The organism is Janibacter terrae (assembly GCF_039636765.1).
GTDB lineage: Bacteria > Actinomycetota > Actinomycetes > Actinomycetales > Dermatophilaceae > Janibacter > Janibacter terrae.
The window spans coordinates 872472-889595 of the sequence record NZ_CP144167.1; the positions used below are offsets into that span (position 1 = coordinate 872472).

The window sequence follows — 17124 nt, forward strand, 5'->3', positions numbered from 1 at the left end:
GGCCCTGCCGGGGGGATACCCCCATGACTCGGGCCCCGCAGGAGCCTAGGTTTGAGGCGACACGACGGACCGACAGGGGAGCACGACGACATGGGCACACAGGTTGCCGCGAGCACGCACAGGATCACGAAGGTGTACGGCCGGGGAGAGGCGAGCGTCACCGCCCTCGACGGCATCGACCTCGACATCGGCGCCCGCCAGTTCACGGCCATCATGGGGCCCTCCGGCTCCGGCAAGTCGACGCTGATGCACTGCCTCGCCGGGCTCGACTCGGTGACCGACGGCCGGGCGATGATCGGTGACACCGACATCACCCGGCTGCGGGAGAAGGACCTCACGAGGCTGCGGCGCGACCGCATCGGCTTCGTCTTCCAGGCCTTCAACCTCATCCCGACGCTCACCGCCGAGGAGAACATCCTCCTGCCGCTCGCCATCGCGGGCCGCAAGGCCGACCCCCAGTGGTTCGACCTCGTCATCGACACCGTCGGGCTGCGCGACCGCCTCGGCCACCGGCCCGGTGAGCTCTCCGGCGGCCAGCAGCAGCGCGTCGCCTGCGCCCGCGCGCTGGTGTCCAAGCCGGAGATCATCTTCGCCGACGAGCCCACCGGCAACCTCGACTCGACCTCGGGCGCGGAGGTGCTCGGGTTCCTGCGGCGCAGCGTCGACGAGTTCGACCAGACGATCGTCATGGTCACCCACGACCCGGTCGCCGCCAGCCACACCGACCGGGTGCTCTTCCTCGCCGACGGCAAGATCGTCGACGAGCTGTGGGAGCCCGAGCGCGAGACCGTCCTCGAGCGCATGGTCGCGCTCACGGCTGCGGGGGCCCGCTGATGCTGCGCGCGACCTTCACGAGCCTGCTGGCGCGCAAGGCGCGCCTGCTGATGAGCGCGACGGCGATCATCCTCGGCACGGCCTTCGTCGCCGGTTCGCTGATCTTCACCGACACCCTCGGCCGCACCTTCGACGGGATTCTGGACGGCACCGTCGGTGACGTCGTCGTCCAGGCCGAGCAGACCGACGAGTACGGCGGGTCGGGGGGCGGTGCGATCACCGCGGCCCGGGTCGCGAAGCTCGCCGACCTGCCCGGCGCGGACCGTGCCGACGGCAGCGTCGACGCCTTCGGGGTCTTCGTCGTCGGGGACAACGGCAAGGTCGTCGGCGGGCAGGGCGCCCCCGCCCTCGCCTTCAACTACACCGATGCCCCCAACCAGCTCGGCGTGCAGCCGATCTCGCTGGTGGAGGGGCGCGCACCCGAGCGTGCGGGCGAGGTCGTCGTCGACACCAAGACCCTGGAGCGGGCCGGGTACGCGGTCGGGGACACGGTCCCCTTCGTCACCACCGGCGCGACCCCGCGCCTGGAGGCCGAGGTCGTCGGCTCGATGACCTTCGGCGAAGGGGGCATGGCCGGCGCCTCGATCTCCGTCTTCGACACCGCGACCATGCAAGAGCTGTTCATGGACGGCAAGGACGAGTACTCGTCCGTGTGGGTCACCGCCGAGGACGGGGTCAGCCAGCAGGAGCTGCTGGACCAGGTGCAGCCGCTCGTGCCCGAGGGCTACAAGGGCTGGACGGGGCGGGCGCTGGCCGACGAGTCGGCCAACGACGTCGAGCAGGCGCTGGGCTTCATCACGACCTTCCTGCTCGTCTTCGCCGGGATCGCGCTCTTCGTCGGGTCCTTCCTCATCGTCAACACCTTCAGCATCCTGGTGGCCCAGCGGGGTCGGGAGCTCGCCCTCCTGCGCGCGATCGGTGCCAGCCGGCGGCAGGTCGTGCGCTCCGTGCTCGTCGAGGCCCTCGTCGTGGGAGTCATCGGCTCGACCGTCGGGCTGCTGCTCGGCGTGCTCCTCGCGGTGGGCATCCGGGCGCTCTTCGCCATCTTCGGTCTCGACCTGTCGGGGAGCGGGTTGGTCTTCGCGCCACGCACGATCATCGCGACCTTCGCCGTCGGCATCATCGTGACGATGCTGGCCGCATGGATCCCGGCCCACAAGGCCGGGTCGGTGCCGCCCGTGGCGGCGATGCGGGAGTCGATGGACACCAACACGGTGCGCCGCCCGGTCCGGCGCGTGCTCGAGGTCGGCGTGCTCGCGCTCGGCGTCGCGGCCTTCCTCATCGGGCTCTTCGTCGCCGACACCCGGGAGATCTGGTGGATCGGCGGGGGCATCTTCGGGATGGTCCTCGGCGTCGCCTTCCTCGCGGCGCTCGTCGGGCGACCGGTCATCTCGGGGCTCGGCATGGTCTTCCGCAGGGCCTTCGGCAGCGTCGGCCACATGGCCGAGCAGAACGCCGTGCGCAACCCCGGTCGTACCGCGGCCACGGCGTCCGCGCTGATGATCGGCATGACCCTCGTCGCCCTGATGGGCGTGGTCGCCTCGAGCGCCACCGCGAGCATCGACCGGCAGATCAAGGACTCCTTCCGCGCGGACTTCGTGCTGAGCAATGCGGTCGGGCAGCCCTTCTCGGCGACCGTCGCCGACCAGGTCGCGCAGGTCGACGGGGTGCGTGAGGTCTCCCCGGTGCGCTTCGTCAGCGCCGACGTCGACGGCGGCCAGATCTACGCGGTCGCGATCGAGCCGAAGAGCTTCGCCCAGGTGGAGCCGATCGAGACGACGCAGGGGAGCGCCGACCTCACCCGGGAGACGATCCTGCTCTCGACGGATCATGAGGGTGGCCGCTCGGTCGGTGACACGGTGACGGTGAAGATCGGCACCCAGACCCGGGAGCTGCAGGTGGCCGGCTTCTACGACGAGATCCCGGCCCTGCAGAACCCCGAGGTCCTGCTCTCGACCGAGACCGTGGAGGGCATAGGGTCACGGGGCACCGACAACTCGGCCTTCATCCTCCTGGACGAGGGCGCCGACAAGATGAGGGTCGAGGAGGCGATCAACGGCGTCATCGCCGAGCAGCCGCTCGTCACACTCAAGGACCAGGAGGGCTACGCCGACGAGCAGCGGGGTCTGATCAACCAGCTCCTCTTCCTCATCTACGCCCTGCTGGGGCTGGCGATCGTCATCGCCGTCCTCGGTATCGTCAACACGCTCGGCCTGTCGGTCATGGAGCGCACGCGCGAGATCGGCCTGCTGCGGGCGGTGGGTCTCTCCCGGGCGCAGCTGCGCCGGATGATCCGCCTGGAGTCGGTGACAATCGCGCTCCTGGGGGCCCTGCTCGGCATCGGGCTCGGGGTCGTCTCGGGGGTCGCGATCCAGCGGGCGCTCGTCGACGACGGCATCACCGAGCTCGCGATCCCGTGGGTCTCGCTCATCGGCTTCGTCGTCGCGGCCGGCGTCGTCGGGGTGCTGGCGGCGCTGCTGCCGGCCCGCCGGGCGGCCCGGATGGACGTGCTGCAGGCGATCTCCACGGAGTGACGAGGTGGGAGAGGTGACCCGAGGTCGAAGGGGGGCGGTGACCGCGGCGGTCACCGCCCCCCTTCGCCGTGCGCCGGGCTCACCGACCGGGGCGCATCATCCCCGTGACCCCCGTCTCGGTCGTGGAGTACGACTCGCTCGCCTCACCGAGGGCGCGGCTGATCTCGTCGAGGCTTTCCTTGACGGTGCGCTGCGTGGCCCGCCAGTCGTTGATGAGGTCCTGGAAGGACGTGGAGGCGTCACCCTGCCACTCGTCCTGGAGCGAGATGAGGCGGCTCATCATGCTCGCGACGGTCGTCTCGACGTCCTCGCTGATGCGGGCGACGTCGGTGGAGCTGCTCGCGACCTGCTCGGTGTTGACGGTGAACGTGGCCATGCTGGTCCCCTTCGCTGGTGGCCGGGCCCGAGTGGCCCGGTCCTCCTCAGACGGTAGGAGGGATCGGGCTCGGGGCCGGCGGGTTATCCACAGCCGGCTGCTCGCGACGGGTCCGCTCGAGTGCCTGCGCGTAGCCGACGCCCATCCCCAGGAGCAGCAGCCCCGCGACGATGAAGCTCAGCACCCGCGGGATGCCGCTCAGGAAGGACAGGTCGAAGAAGAGCAGCTTGCCGACCGCCAACGCGGCGAGGGCCAGCCCGGCGGGCACCGCGACGGCGGAGCCGCGCAGGCCCCGCAGCAGCAGGGTCGCGGCGATCGCCATCCAGAGCACGGTGGCACCGGTCTGGCCGGCCGTGAACCCGCCGCCGGCATCGTCCACGGCGCTGCCGAGGAGGGCCCCACCGAGGACGACGGCGGCCCCGGCGCTCAGCACCGCGATCGCGACGAGCGCGCGGGGCAGCGCCGGCTCGAGTGCCGGCGCGCGGCCGGTCAGGGCCCGGGCGAGCACGAGGTGGAGCGCGACGAGGCCGATCGCCGAGGCCAGCTGGGCGCCGCCGATGAAGCCGGCCTCGCCCCGCAGGACGACGAAGGGGAGCAGGCTCAGGCCGGCGATCGTGGCGAGGGCCGCGAGGCAGGACGCGACGACGAGCGTCGCGACGTGCCGGGAGACCAGAGCGGTCACGGCCCAGACGAGGGCGGTGCCGACGATCGCGAGGACGGCCCACTCGCCGCTCGTCACGGGCCGCAGCGCCGTGAGGAGCGAGGTGACGCCGGCGGTCGCGAGGGCGATCTCCTGCAGGCGCAGGTGGATCGGTGTGCCGGGGGTCTGGTCGGCCAGCACGGCGACGAGCACGAGCAGGCAGGTGGCGACGACGAGCAGGCCGGCGCCGACCCACCGGTCGTCGGCGGCGAGGCCGGCGAAGACGGCGGGCGCGATGCCGACGGGCAGCAGGACGCCGAGCTGGTCGGGCAGCCGCGCGGTGCGGGCCCCGGCGAGGGTGGTGCCGACGACGAGCAGGGCCAGGAGCACCGCCAGCAGGGCCGCGAGGCCGGCCCGCTCCGCGGCCACGGCGAGCACCGAGAGGAAGAGCGCGGTGGGGACGATGCGCGCTGCCTCGAGCACGTGCCAGCGGCGGCCGATGTGCGCCGGCCAGGTGGCCGCGGTGAGCACGAGGAGGAAGGCGCCGGTCAGCAGTCCGTGGTCGATGCCGACGAAGGGGGCCATGAGGGCCACGCCGAGCACGGCGATCGTCGCGAGCAGCTGGCTGTCCCACGCCCGGGCCAGGAGGACGCCGCCGAGCGCGATCAGGCCGGCGAGCACCATGCCGACGGCGAGCGGTACCCACGCGTAGACGTAGGTGACCGCGAGGACGTCGAGGTAGGCCGTCGCGATGCCGGTGGAGGCGAGACCGAGCGCGCCGACGGTCCCGGCCGGGCGACGGCGCACGAGCACCGCGGCCCCGACGAGCGCGCCGGCGAGGAGCGCGCCGCTGACGACGCGTGCGACCGGGCCGAAGTACCCCATCTGGATGGCCAGGGCGAGCAGGAAGGCGACGCCGATGAGGGTGATGGCGGCACCGACGACGGCGAGCAGCTTGGCGACGAGCCCGTCGCGCTGCCACCACGGGATCGTAGGCGGCAGCGGGACGGCGGGCGCGGGGGGAGCAGCGCCTGCGGCGGGAGCATGGGACGCCGGCGGCGGCGTCACGAGCCCCGGCACGGGGGCGGTCTGCGCGGGCAGGTCGTGCGGGGTGGCCGACGCGGCCGGGAGCTCGTCACCGACCTCGACGACCGGGACGGAGGGGGCCGCCGTGGGGGCCCGGTGCTCGGGCGTGGCCTCGGTCGCGAGGTGGGAACGGAGGCGGGCCAGCTCGTTGCCGACTCCGTACATGCGCGACATCGCGTCCGCGAAGTCGTCCTCGATCGCGCGCACCCTCTCGAGGACCGGGTCTCCTGACATGCTCATGCCCCCAGTGTGCCGTTGTCGGCACACCGGGGGCATGAGTTCGGCTACTCAGCGCCGCCTTCAGACGCCACACCCGAAGGCGGGGGTAGCACCCCTGTGGGAGCCAGAGGAAGTCGGTGCCGGTGTCGGGGGAGGAGACGATCGTGCACGCGTTGCTTCCCTCTCCTGTGCTCCTGCGACCATCCTGCGACACCCGGCTTGGACGCCGCTGGCATCGACCTGTGAGTCGCCTGAGCGAGGAGCGGTCCCTCAGGAGGTCGTGGTGGGCGCGGTGCCCAGGGTCGCCGTGATCGACAGCTCCTTGCCGTCGCGGATGACCGCGAGGTCGACGGTGGTGTCGATCTTGTGCGCATGGATGAGCCCGACGAGGGACTCGGCCGAGGAGACCGGCGTCTTGTCGACGCCGACGATGAGGTCGCCCTCGCGCAGGCCCGCCTCGGCGGCGGGGCTACCGCCGGAGACGGACTCGACCTTCGCGCCCGACCGGCTCGCGGCCCCCTGGGTCGCGGTGCCGTCGCTCGGGGTGACCCCGAGGAAGGCGTGCTGGGCCGAGCCGTCCTCGATGAGCTGCTGGGCGATCCAGCTCGCCTCGTCGACGGGGATGGCGAAGCCGATGCCGATGCTGCCGGACTGCCCGCCGGAGCCACCGAGGCTGGCGATGGAGGAGTTGATCCCGACGAGCCGGCCGGCAGCGTCGACGAGCGCCCCTCCGGAGTTGCCCGGGTTGACCGCGGCCGAGGTCTGGATCGCGGAGGTCACGACCGGCGCGCCCTGCGGCTGCCCGAAGGGCGACTGGCCCTGGCCCTCGCTCGAGCTCGTCGTCACGGGACGGTTGAGCGCGCTCACGATGCCCGTGGTCACGGTGCCGGAGAGGCCGAGGGGGTTGCCGATCGCCATGACGGGGTCGCCGACCTGCAGCTGGTCGGACGAGCCGACGGTGATCGGCGTGAGGCCCTCGGGTGGGTCGGTGAGCGTCACCACGGCGAGGTCGGTGGAGGCGTCCTCACCCGCGATCGTCGCCTCGTAGGTCTTGCCGTCGGCGAGCGTCACCGTGATCTGGGGGTTGTCGCCGGCGCCGCTCACGACGTGGTGGTTGGTCAGCACGTGGCCCTTGGTGTCGATCACCACGCCGGAGCCTTCTCCGCCGGACCCGTTGCCCTGCACCGTGATGGACACGACGCTCGGAGAGACGGCCGCCGTCACCGCGTTCCAGTCCGGGTTGGTCTTCGCGGCGCTGCTCACCGGGACGACGTCCGCGGCGCTGGAGGCCGCGTCGGACGCGGTCGCGACCGTGGCCGGGCCGGTGTCGGCGAGGCTGATGGCCCCCCACGTGCCGCCGGTGGCGAGTGCCGCGGACAGGAGGCCGACAGCGGCCAGCTCACCGAACCGGCGCCCCCCGTGCCGCGGCAGGCGGGGCGGAGGGGGTGCGGCGAGTGCCGTCGTGTACGGGGTGGTCGGCGTGGGGCCGTCCTGTCGCGGCTGGTGCGGCGGCAGCGGCGCGGTGGGCTGGCTCATCAGGTCTCCTTGTCCGAAGCGGTGCCCTCACTCTCGCGCGCGGACTTCGGACGACCCTTGGCCCCACCTGTGGGGTTCCTGTGCGACCGTTCGTCTGCATTGCCCTAGGGCAATGCGGCCTTGCGCGACCGTTCGTCTGCATTGCCCTAGGTGTAACTGGGCATGACCTTGGTGACACGGGTCTTGGCGCGGCTGGCTGGGGGTTGGTCCCCGATGGCGCTGTGTGGGCGATGGTAGTTGTAGTGGGTCACCCAGATCTGTAGCTGTCGTCGGCGGGCTTCTTCGGAGGGGTAGGCGTCGGCGTAGAGGACCTCGCGGGCCATGGTCTGCTGGTAGCGCTCGACCTTGCCGTTGTGCTTGGGCGTGTAGGGCTTGATCCGCTTGTGCTTCGAGGCGAAGGAGAGCACCGAGCGGGTGAAGTTCTTGGCGCGGTAGCAGGACCCGTTGTCGGTGACGATGCGGGTGATGCGGGTGATGCCGTGCGCGGCGAAGAAGACCCGGGCGCGGGCCAGGAACGCGATCGCGGTCGCGGCGCTCTCGTCGTCGTGGGCCTCGGTGTAGACCATCCGGGTGAAGCCGTCCACGGCCGAGTGCAGGTAGGTGTAGCCCACCTTGGCGCCGCGGTGGTGTCCTCGCAGGCCGCGGGCCCGGTCAGCGTCCGAGCCGCGGCCGTGGACGCGCCACCCGCCCCCGGGCGGGATGCGTCCGACCTTCTTCACGTCCAGGTGGATCATGTGCCCGGGGTAGCGCGCGATGATCTTGCCGGCGGGCTGCTGGCGCAGGGGCTGCCCGTCGACGTCCAGGTCCCGCAGCCGGTTCAAGCCCTCGCGGCGCAGGATCCGGGCGATGGTGCACACCGCCACGTTCGTGCCCTCATCGGCCAGCGCCAGATGGATGCGCCGCGCGGACCACTTACGGCGCCGCAGCTCGATGATCCGCTCGACCACCGGTTCGGCAGTCGCGCTCGGGGAGCGTTGTGGCCGGCTGGAGCGGTCGTGCAGCCCTTCCTCGCCGTGCTCGCGGTAGCGGGCTACCCATTTGGACAGGCACTGGCGTGAGATCGCGGCCTCGGCTGCGACGTGCGCGATCGGCCGCGGGCCGGCCTCATCATTGGCCTGACCCAGCACTCGCTCGATCAGACGTAGGCGACCACCAGGGGTCATCGGGGCATTAGCGTGGGACACAGGGCAGGTTCCTTTGGCTGGCTCGTGATGAACGGCTTTGACACCCTCATCCTGTCGCCACGGGGACCTGCCCGCCCTGTTACGCCCCTCCTCGTGTCACCAACCTCATGCCCCGCAACACCTAGGGGAATGCGGGGTCGAAGGGGGTCAGACGCGGGCGGGGCGGACCGGAGCGCCGGCCGGCAGCTCGACGCGGAAGGTCGCGCCGCCGCCGGGGGTCTCCAGGACCGTCACCGAGCCGTGGTGCTGGGAGACGATCGCGGCCACGATCGCCAGCCCGAGGCCGCTGCCGCCCCGGGCGCGCGAGCGCGCCTTGTCGACGCGGAAGAAGCGCTCGAAGACGCGCTCTGCGACGCGCGGGTCGATGCCGGCCCCGTGGTCGCGCACCTCGATGACGGCACGGTCGCCGACCTGACCCGTGCGCACCTCGACGAGGACGTGGTCGGCGGTGTGCATGAGCGCGTTGCCGATGAGGTTGCTGAGCACCTGGCGCAGCCGGCCGTCGTCACCACGCAGCATCACCGGGGTGAGCTCGCCGTCGAGGCCGACGAGCTGGATGCGGCGGTGCGGCGCGCGGGCGCGGGCGTCGTGCACGGTCTCGGCGCACAGGACGACGAGATCGACCTCGGCGAGCTCGAGCGGTCGCTGGTCGTCGAGGCGGGCGAGGAGCAGCAGGTCGTCGACGAGGCCGGTCATGCGCGAGGCCTCGCCCTCGATGCGCTCCAGGGCCTGGCTCGTCTGGGCAGGACCCTGGACGGCGCCCTGCCGGTAGAGCTCGGCGTACCCGCGCACGGTGGCGAGCGGGGTGCGCAGCTCGTGGCTGGCGTCGGCGACGAACTGGCGCATCTTGGTCTCGGAGGCCTCCTGCACGGCGAAGCTGCGCTCGATCTGGCCGAGCATCGAGTTGAGCGACTCGCTGAGACTGGCCACCTCGTCGTGGCTGTGCCGCACGGGTACCCGTCGGGCCAGGTCGCCCGCGGCGATCGCGGCGGCGGTGTCCTCGATGCGACGAAGGGGGCGGAAGGCCCGGCGCGTCGCGAACCAGCCGAGCAGCCCGCAGGTGACGAGGGCCGCGAGGCCGACGACCGCGGTGACGACGGCGAAGCGCTGGATGACCTCGTTGACCCCGGTCATCGGCATGCCGACGGCGAAGGTCGAGCCGTCGGTGTAGGGGCCGGCGATGAAGCGCCAGCGGGTCCGGCCGTCAGCCGAGGTGACGGTGAAGGGCTGGCGGGTCCGCACCCGAGGGTCGTCCAGGGCGAGCGACGGTACATCGGGCTGGGTCGTCTCGCCGGTCGGCAGGCGATACTGCCACGGGGAGCCGTCGGCGGGCTGGCGGACGAAGAAGAAGTTGGTCGGCCCCGAGCGCATGTCGCGCCGGTAGAAGCTCGTGTCCTCCTCGCCCTGGGTCAGGAGGCCGGAGGTGTCCTCGGCGACCGGCTCGGCGACGGCCCGGAGCTGGTCGTCGACATTGGCCTTGAGGTCTCGCTGCAGGAGGTAGGCGGTCGTGAGGGAGGTCGCCAGGAGGCCGGTCATCAGCAGGGTCAGCAGGATGACGATGAGCCGCCACGTGAGCGGCATCGCCTCGAGCTTGCGCACCAGGGGCGCGGTGACCCGCTCCACGCTCACTCCGGCGGAAGTCGCAGCACGTAGCCGAAGCCGCGCTTGGTGTGGATGAGCGGTGGCAGACCCTCGGTGTCGATCTTGCGCCGCAGGTAGGAGATGTAGGACTCGACGATCCCCATCTCGCCGCGGAAGTCGTAGTCCCAGACGTGGTCGAGGATCTGCGCCTTGGACAGCACCCGGTTGGGGTTGAGCATCAGGTAGCGCAGCAGCTTGAACTCGGTCGGCGAGACGTCGATCGACCGGCCCGCGCGGCGCACCTCGTGGCCCTCGTCGTCGAGCTCGAGGTCGGCGAAGCGCAGCACCGACTCGGCGCTCGGCACGTCCTGGGTGCGCCGCAGGATGACCCGGATGCGAGCGATGACCTCCTCGAGCGAGAAGGGCTTGGTCACGTAGTCGTCGCCCCCGACCGTGAGGCCCTTGAGCTTGTCGTCGAGGGAGTCGCGGGCGGTGAGGAAGAGGATCGGCTGGCGGCGCTCGGCGGCCCGCAGCTTGGCGGCGACCTCGAAGCCGTCGATGTCCGGCAGCATGACGTCGAGGACGATGAGGTCGGGCTCGAGGCGGTGCACGGCGTCGAGCGCGGCCTGCCCGTCGCCGGCGACCTGGACCTCGAAGCCCGCGAAGCGCAGCGACGTGGCGAGGAGCTCGCGGATGTTGGGCTCGTCCTCGACCACGAGGAGGCAGGGGCTCTCGTCCGGGGAGATGGCTGAGGTGCTCACCGTATCGAGTGTGCGCCCGGTGTCTGGGCGTTGGCTGGGAGATCTCTGGGGCGAGGTGTCCCCGGCAGGTCACGGACTCACAACGAAGGGGGTCCGCGCGGGCTCTAGCGCCCCCCTTCGTCTCCTGATTTGGTCGGGTGGAGGGACTCGGCGGACCGGGAGCGCCCTGGGGAAGACCCTCCGAGGGGGAGGTAGTCGTGCGTCACTCTCGCACCCTGGCCGGATCCGCCGCATTCATGCTCGCCCTGGTCCTCGCGGCCTGCGGGAGCTCAGACTCCGACAGCGAGGGGTCGGGGGACAAGCTCGCCCAGCTCAAGGAGAAGGGCACCGTCACCGTCGCCTTCGCCGGCGAGGAGCCCTACTCCTACGAGAAGGACGGCGAGCTCACCGGCGCCACGATCGCGCTGCACAAGAAGATCTTCAAGGAGATGGGGATCAACGAGGTCAAGGGCGTCAAGACCGAGTGGGGCTCGCTCATCCCGGGCCTGAACGCCGGACGCTTTGACGTCATCTCCGCGGGCATGTCGATCCTGCCGGATCGGTGCAAGCAGGCCTCCTTCGGTGACCCGGAGATCCTCTACACGACCGCGCTCATGGTCCCCGAGGGCAACCCCAAGAACCTCAAGGACCTCGACGACGTCAAGGAGTCGGGCGCCAAGCTCGTCACGATGTCCGGCGCGATCGAGTCCGACTACGCCAAGTCCCTGGGGATCAAGGCGACCGAGGTCGGCAGCCCGCAGGACGGCATGGACGCGGTGACCCGCGGCCGCGGTGACGTCTTCGCGCTCACGGGGATCTCCCTTCGCGCGATGGCCGAGAAGAGCCCGGACGCCAAGGTCGAGGTGACCGAGCCCTTCGTCGCTGTCGTCGACGGCAAGGAGCAGGTCGGCGCCGGCGCGACCGTCTTCCGCAAGGAGGACGAGACGCTGCGCGACGCCTACAACAAGGAGCTCGCCAAGATCACCAAGGACAAGGAGTCCTACGAGGAGGTCATCGGTGAGTTCGGCTTCACCGACGCCGAGCGCCCCAAGGGTGACCTGACCACCGAGCAGCTCTGCGCGGGCGAGCTGCCCGACGCGAAGTGACCGAGAACCTCGACGCGCTGCGGGATGCCCTGCCGCGGTTGGGCGAGGGCGTGCTCGTCACGCTCCAGCTCACCCTCGGCGGGGCGCTCGTCGCCTTCCTCGTCTCCGTCCTGCTCGGGCTGCTGTCGATCAGCCGGGTCGCGCCCGTGCGGTGGCTCTCCACGGTCGTCGTCGAGTTCTTCCGCGGGACCTCCCTCGTCGTGCAGCTCTTCTGGCTGTACTACGTCATGCCGCTCTTCGGCGTGAGCTGGGACGCGGTCCTCACCGGCGTCATCGCCCTCGGGCTCAACTACGGGGCCTACGGCGCCGAGATCGTGCGCGGCTCGATCAACGCGGTCGACAAGGGCCAGTGGGAGGGCGCCACCGCCCTCAACATGTCGCCGCTGACGCGGATGCGGCGGATCATCTGGCCGCAGGCCTGGGCGCTCATGCTCTCCGGGTACAACAACCTGCTGATCATGCTCGTCAAGGGCACGGCGGTCGCGCTCTTCATCGGGCTGCAGGACCTCACCTACGAGGTCGAGGAGCTGCGCAGCAGCACGGGGGCGACGATCTTCGCCTACAGCGTCGGCCTGCTCGCCTACTACCTCATCGCGCTCGTGCTCTCGCAGGGCCTGAGGCAGCTCGAGAAGCGCGCGCGCCGCCGGCTCGGCATGCCCGTCCGGGGCACGCACGCGACAGCGGGGGTGAGCATCTGATGATGCCCGCGATCACCTTCGAGGAGTTCTGGAGCTGGGAGGCCGCCGCCGAGCTGCTGCCGGAGCTGCTCTCCGTCTTCGTCAAGGTCACCCTGCTCGTCACCGTGCTGGGCACGGCCATCGCCGCCTCGCTCGGGCTGCTGCTCGCCGTGATCACCGAGGTCCTGCCGCGGGCGCTGTCGGCGCTGCTGCGCTGGGTCATGGACGTCATCCGGATGACCCCCCTCATCGTCCAGCTGCTCTTCGCGAGCTTCCTCGTGCCGGTCAGCTGGGACCTCATGTGGGTGGGCACCGCGGTCATCGGCGTGCACTACGCGACGTACATGGCCGAGTCGTACATCGCCGGCATCGCCTCGGTCGACCGCGGCCAGTGGGAGGCGGCGCGTGCGCTCAGCCTGCCCCAGGGCCGCACCTGGCGGGCCGTCGTCCTGCCGCAGGCGCTACGGGCGACGCTGCCGGCCTTCGGCAACTGGGCGATCTCGATGTTCAAGGACACACCCTTCCTCTTCGCGATCACCGTGCTCGAGATGGTCACCGTGGCCCAGCAGTACGGCAACAACACCTTCCGCTACAACGAGGCCTTCACCATCGCCGGCCTCATCTTCCTCGCGGCGAGCCTCGTCACGGCCGTCGCCGTCCGCAGACTGGAGCGTGCACTTGTCTACTGACACGACGACCGCGGGGGCCCCCCCTTCGTCCCCGACGCCACCGGTCATCCGCTTCGAGGACGTCGACAAGTCCTTCGGGGACACCACGGTCCTCTCCGGGCTGGACTTCGACGTCGCCCAGGGCGAGCGGGTCACGCTCATCGGGCCGAGCGGGTCGGGCAAGACGACGATCCTGCGGCTCGTCATGACGCTCGAGGAGCTCACCGGCGGCTACATCTGGATCGACGGCCGGCCGCTCACCCACGACAAGCGGGACGGCAAGCGGATCCGGTTGCGGGAGAAGGAGGTCGCCGCGACCCGCAAGAAGATCGGCATGGTCTTCCAGCACTTCAACCTCTTCCCCAACATGTCGGTCATCGACAACGTGACCGAGGCGCCGGTGCACGTGCTCGGCCGCAGCAAGGACGAGGCGCGCGAGCGCGGGCTCGCCCTGCTCGACCAGGTGGGGCTGAAGGACCGCGCCGACGAGCACCCGAGCCGTCTCTCCGGAGGTCAGAAGCAGCGCGTCGCGATCGCCCGCGCGCTCGCGATGGACCCCAAGATCCTGCTGCTCGACGAGGTGACCTCCGCGCTCGACCCGGAGCTCGTCGGTGACGTCCTGCAGGTGCTGCGCGATGTCGCCGACTCGACCGACATCTCGATGCTCATCGTCACGCACGAGATGAAGTTCGCCCGCGACGTCTCGCACAAGGTGATGATGTTCGACCGCGGCCAGGTGCTCGAGCAGGGGACCCCGGACCAGATCCTCGGCAACCCCTCGCACGAACGGACCCGGAAGTTCCTCGACTCGATCCTCTGACCCGGGGAGGCCCGATCGGGCTAGAGGTCGTCGGCGTCGAGGATCCGGTAGGCGTACCCCTGCTCGGCGAGGAAGCGCTGCCGGTGGGCGGCGAACTCCGCGTCGACGGTGTCGCGGGTGACGACGGTGTAGAAGTGCGCGGTGCGGCCGTCCCCCTTCGGCCGCAGGACCCGACCGAGGCGCTGGGCCTCCTCCTGGCGGGAGCCGAAGGTCCCGCTCACCTGGATCGCGACGCTCGCCTCGGGCAGGTCGACGGAGAAGTTGGCCACCTTGGACACGACGAGCAGGCTCGACCTCCCTTCGCGGAAGTCGGCGAAGAGCTCCTGACGCTGCTTCACGGGGGTCTCCCCGGTGATGAGGTCGGCGTCGAGCTGCTCGGCGAGCTCGTGGAGCTGGTCGAGGTACTGGCCGATGACGAGCGTGGGCTCGCCCCGGTGCCGGTCGACGATCTTGCGGACGATCCTGAGCTTGACCGGTGAGCAGGACGCGAGCCGGTAGCGGTCGTCGGGCTCGGCGACCGCGTACGCCATCCGCTCGGCGTCGGACAGGGTCACGCGGACCTCGACGCAGTCGGCCGGGGCGATGTAGCCCTGCGCCTCGATGTCCTTCCACGGCGCGTCGAACCGCTTGGGCCCGATGAGCGAGAAGACGTCGGCCTCGCGGCCGTCCTCACGTACGAGGGTCGCGGTGAGGCCGAGGCGCCGGCGGGCCTGCAGGTCGGCGGTCATGCGGAAGATCGGCGCGGGCAGCAGGTGCACCTCGTCGTAGACGACGAGGCCCCAGTCGCGCGCGTCGAGCAGGTCGAGGTGCGGGTAGATGCCCTTGCGCTTGAGCGTGAGGACCTGGTAGGTCGCGATGGTCACCGGGCGGATCTCCTTGCGCGCACCGGAGTACTCGCCGATCTCGTCCTCGGTGAGCGTGGTCCGCTCGAGGAGCTCGTCCTTCCACTGCCGCGCGCTCACCGTGTTGGTCACGAGGATGAGCGTCGTCGCCTTGGCGGCGGCCATCGCGCCGGCGCCGACGAGCGTCTTGCCCGCCCCGCACGGGAGCACGACGACGCCCGACCCGCCGTCCCAGAACCCGTCGACGGCCTGCTGCTGGTAGGGCCGCAGCTCCCAGCCGTCCTGCGTCAGGTCGATCGGGTGGGCCTCGCCGTCGACGTACCCGGCGCGGTCCTCGGCCGGCCAGCCGACCTTGAGCAGCTCCTGCTTGAGGGTGCCGCGCTCGGAGGGGTGGACGACGACCTCGTCGGGGGAGAGCATCTCGCCGAGCAGCGGCTTGATCTTCTTGTGCCGCATGACCTCGGTGAGCACGGCGCGGTCGGTGGCGCGCAGCACGAGCTGCTCCCCGTCCTTGTCCAGCACGAGCCGGCCGTAGCGGTCCATCGTCTCGGCGATGTCGACGAGCAGGGCCTGCGGGACGGGGTAGCGCGAGTGGGTGACGAGGGCGTCGACGACCTGCTCGGCGTCGTGGCCGGCAGCCCGGGCGTTCCACAGGCCGAGCGGGGTGATCCGGTAGGTGTGGATGTGCTCCGGGGCGCGCTCGAGCTCGGCGAAGGGGGCGATGGCCCGCCGCGCGTCCGCCGAGCGCTCGTGGTCGACCTCGAGCAGCAGCGTCTTGTCGCTCTGGACGATGAGCGCGCCGTCGAGGCTCACGTCGAGCTCCCGGCCGCGACGACGACGACGAAGAACCCGACGACCGCCAGGACCGTCAGCAACATGAGCGCGCCGAAGGTGATCCAGCCGATGTTGGTCAGACGCCGCGCGCCCTCGGGGTCGGTGGCGTTCTTCGTCAGGCCGAGGATGCCGAGGATGAGCGCCGGGATGCCTGCGACGCAGCAGTACCCGGACGCCATGGCCATGCCGGAGAAGACGACGAGGACGATCGCCGAGACGTTGACCGGCGCCGGTGGCGGCAGGTGCCCGTAGGGCGGCGGCGCGAACGGGCCCGGTCCCGCCGGGCCCGGCCCCATCGGGGCAGGCGGCCGGGCGCCGGGCTCGTACGCCGGCGAGCGAGCGGGCTCGTCGTCGCGCACGTACGGGTCGGACACGTAGGGGTCCGTGCCCTGCGGGTCGGGCCGCTGCGACGGGTACGGGTCCTGGCTCATCTGTGGTGTCCTCCCTGACCCGTGGTGTCCCGGGCCCGGCACCACGGTACGTGATGAGAACATGTCCTCATGAGTCGTGCACTGCCGCAGACCGAGCCGCTGACGGGCCTGCCCGAGCGGGTGACGATCTACGAGGTCGGGGCCCGTGACGGGTTGCAGAACGAGAAGGCGAGCGTCCCCACCGACGTCAAGGCCGAGTTCGTCCGCCGCCTCGTCGCCGCCGGCCTCGAGACCGTGGAGACCACCTCCTTCGTCTCCCCCCGCTGGGTGCCGCAGCTCGCCGACGCGACCGAGCTGCTGGACCAGCTCGGTGAGGCGGGGCGGGGCCCCCTTCGTCCCGTGCTCGTGCCCAACGAGCGGGGTCTCGACCGCGCGCTCGAGGCCGGGGTCGGTGCCGTGGCGATCTTCGGGAGCGCGACGGAGACCTTCGCGCAGAAGAACCTCGGGCGCTCGCGCGCGGAGTCGGTCCAGATGTTCGCGCCGGTCGTGCAGCGGGCGCAGGACGCCGGGCTCTGGGTCCGCGCGTACGTCTCGATGTGCTTCGGGGACCCGTGGGAGGGCCCGGTGCCGGTGACACAGGTCGCCGACGCCTGCGCCGAGCTCATGGACCTCGGTTGTGACCAGCTCTCGGTCGGCGACACCATCGGCACCGGCACCGCCGGGCACGTCGAGGCGCTGCTCGCGGAGCTCGACCGGCGCGGCATCGGGACGGACCGGGTCGGCGTGCACTTCCACGACACCTACGGCCAGGCACTCGCCAACACGCTGACCGCGCTGCGCGCCGGCGTCACCGTCGTCGACGCGTCCACCGGCGGTCTCGGCGGCTGCCCCTACGCGAAGTCGGCGACCGGCAACCTCGCGACCGAGGACCTCGTGTGGATGCTCGACGGGGCCGGTGTCGAGACGGGCGTCGACCTCGACGCCCTCGTGTCGACGAGCGTGTGGATGGCCGAGCAGCTCGGCAAGCCCTCGCCGTCGCGGGTGGTCAAGGCCCTGACGGGCGCCTGACGAAGGGG

15 protein-coding genes are annotated in these 17124 nt (G+C 71.3%); 7 read left to right on the forward strand and 8 right to left on the reverse strand.

Annotated features, from left to right (window positions below; translation table 11 throughout):
* Positions 1 to 90: 90 nt before the first annotated feature.
* The gene (locus V3C34_RS04400) at positions 91 to 834 is read left to right on the forward strand and encodes an ABC transporter ATP-binding protein (protein WP_338538868.1); all 744 of its coding nucleotides are present in this window, start codon (positions 91 to 93) and stop codon (positions 832 to 834) included.
* Positions 834 to 3368 carry an ABC transporter permease gene (locus tag V3C34_RS04405; protein ID WP_346008193.1) on the forward strand — a complete coding sequence of 845 codons (2535 nt, stop codon included), beginning with the start codon at positions 834 to 836 and terminating at the stop codon, positions 3366 to 3368. The genes V3C34_RS04400 and V3C34_RS04405 overlap by 1 nt, the downstream gene beginning before the upstream one ends.
* 79 nt (positions 3369 to 3447) lie before the next feature.
* Here V3C34_RS04405 and V3C34_RS04410 read toward each other — a convergent pair whose 3' ends face one another.
* The 6 genes from V3C34_RS04410 to V3C34_RS04435 form a co-directional block, all read right to left on the reverse strand.
* Entirely contained in the window at positions 3448 to 3744 is a 297-nt protein-coding gene (locus tag V3C34_RS04410) for a WXG100 family type VII secretion target (RefSeq protein WP_338538866.1), read from the reverse strand.
* Between the two features lie 46 nt (positions 3745 to 3790).
* The gene (locus tag V3C34_RS04415) at positions 3791 to 5710 is read right to left on the reverse strand and encodes a DUF2339 domain-containing protein (RefSeq protein ID WP_346008194.1); all 1920 of its coding nucleotides are present in this window, start codon (positions 5708 to 5710) and stop codon (positions 3791 to 3793) included.
* Positions 5711 to 5959: 249 nt separating this feature from the next.
* Positions 5960 to 7225 carry a S1C family serine protease gene (locus tag V3C34_RS04420; RefSeq protein WP_346008195.1) on the reverse strand — a complete coding sequence of 422 codons (1266 nt, stop codon included), beginning with the start codon at positions 7223 to 7225 and terminating at the stop codon, positions 5960 to 5962.
* A 146-nt stretch (positions 7226 to 7371) separates the two neighbouring features.
* The gene (locus tag V3C34_RS04425) at positions 7372 to 8409 is read right to left on the reverse strand and encodes an IS481 family transposase (RefSeq protein ID WP_068321680.1); all 1038 of its coding nucleotides are present in this window, start codon (positions 8407 to 8409) and stop codon (positions 7372 to 7374) included.
* Positions 8410 to 8556: 147 nt separating this feature from the next.
* The gene (locus V3C34_RS04430) at positions 8557 to 10032 is read right to left on the reverse strand and encodes a sensor histidine kinase (RefSeq protein ID WP_245634798.1); all 1476 of its coding nucleotides are present in this window, start codon (positions 10030 to 10032) and stop codon (positions 8557 to 8559) included.
* 2 nt (positions 10033 to 10034) lie between these two features.
* On the reverse strand, positions 10035 to 10751 hold the full coding sequence (locus tag V3C34_RS04435) for a response regulator transcription factor (protein WP_346008196.1): 717 nt from the start codon (positions 10749 to 10751) through the stop codon (positions 10035 to 10037).
* Positions 10752 to 10948: 197 nt separating this feature from the next.
* Between V3C34_RS04435 and ehuB the strand changes: the two genes are divergently transcribed.
* The 4 genes from ehuB to ehuA are packed head-to-tail and all read left to right on the forward strand — an operon-like array spanning position 10949 to position 14001.
* Entirely contained in the window at positions 10949 to 11836 is an 888-nt protein-coding gene (gene ehuB / locus V3C34_RS04440) for an ectoine/hydroxyectoine ABC transporter substrate-binding protein EhuB (RefSeq protein WP_245634799.1), read from the forward strand.
* Positions 11833 to 12534 (forward strand): ectoine/hydroxyectoine ABC transporter permease subunit EhuC, encoded by a 702-nt coding sequence (ehuC, locus tag V3C34_RS04445; protein WP_068326699.1) that lies wholly within the window; start codon positions 11833 to 11835, stop codon positions 12532 to 12534. Before ehuB ends, ehuC begins: the two co-directional genes overlap by 4 nt.
* Positions 12534 to 13202 carry an amino acid ABC transporter permease gene (locus tag V3C34_RS04450; protein ID WP_346008197.1) on the forward strand — a complete coding sequence of 223 codons (669 nt, stop codon included), beginning with the start codon at positions 12534 to 12536 and terminating at the stop codon, positions 13200 to 13202. The genes ehuC and V3C34_RS04450 overlap by 1 nt, the downstream gene beginning before the upstream one ends.
* A complete protein-coding gene (gene ehuA / locus V3C34_RS04455) occupies positions 13192 to 14001 on the forward strand; it encodes an ectoine/hydroxyectoine ABC transporter ATP-binding protein EhuA (protein ID WP_428832204.1) in 810 nt (269 codons plus the stop codon). The genes V3C34_RS04450 and ehuA overlap by 11 nt, the downstream gene beginning before the upstream one ends.
* Positions 14002 to 14021: 20 nt before the next feature.
* On the opposite strand, the gene V3C34_RS04460 is transcribed toward ehuA, so the two are convergent.
* Entirely contained in the window at positions 14022 to 15656 is a 1635-nt protein-coding gene (locus V3C34_RS04460; RefSeq protein ID WP_346008198.1) for a DNA repair helicase XPB, read from the reverse strand.
* A complete protein-coding gene (locus tag V3C34_RS04465) occupies positions 15653 to 16108 on the reverse strand; it encodes a hypothetical protein (protein WP_346008199.1) in 456 nt (151 codons plus the stop codon). The genes V3C34_RS04460 and V3C34_RS04465 overlap by 4 nt, the downstream gene beginning before the upstream one ends.
* A 69-nt stretch (positions 16109 to 16177) precedes the next feature.
* Here V3C34_RS04465 and V3C34_RS04470 point away from each other — a divergent pair, with 69 nt between their 5' ends.
* Complete coding sequence (locus V3C34_RS04470) at positions 16178 to 17116, forward strand: hydroxymethylglutaryl-CoA lyase (RefSeq protein WP_346008200.1); 939 nt, start codon at positions 16178 to 16180, stop codon at positions 17114 to 17116.
* The last annotated feature ends 8 nt before the right edge of the window (positions 17117 to 17124 follow it).

What these genes read in the sequence shown, in the direction of transcription:
- V3C34_RS04450 (WP_346008197.1), top strand. Translation starts at nt 12,534, where the DNA reads ATGATGCCCGCGATCACCTTCGAGGAGTTCTGGAGCTGGGAGGCCGCC.
- V3C34_RS04410 (WP_338538866.1), bottom strand. Translation starts at nt 3,744, where the DNA reads ATGGCCACGTTCACCGTCAACACCGAGCAGGTCGCGAGCAGCTCCACC.
- V3C34_RS04465 (WP_346008199.1), bottom strand. Translation starts at nt 16,108, where the DNA reads ATGAGCCAGGACCCGTACCCGTCGCAGCGGCCCGACCCGCAGGGCACG.
- V3C34_RS04405 (WP_346008193.1), top strand. Translation starts at nt 834, where the DNA reads ATGCTGCGCGCGACCTTCACGAGCCTGCTGGCGCGCAAGGCGCGCCTG.
- V3C34_RS04420 (WP_346008195.1), bottom strand. Translation starts at nt 7,225, where the DNA reads ATGAGCCAGCCCACCGCGCCGCTGCCGCCGCACCAGCCGCGACAGGAC.
- V3C34_RS04415 (WP_346008194.1), bottom strand. Translation starts at nt 5,710, where the DNA reads ATGAGCATGTCAGGAGACCCGGTCCTCGAGAGGGTGCGCGCGATCGAG.
- V3C34_RS04400 (WP_338538868.1), top strand. Translation starts at nt 91, where the DNA reads ATGGGCACACAGGTTGCCGCGAGCACGCACAGGATCACGAAGGTGTAC.
- V3C34_RS04470 (WP_346008200.1), top strand. Translation starts at nt 16,178, where the DNA reads ATGAGTCGTGCACTGCCGCAGACCGAGCCGCTGACGGGCCTGCCCGAG.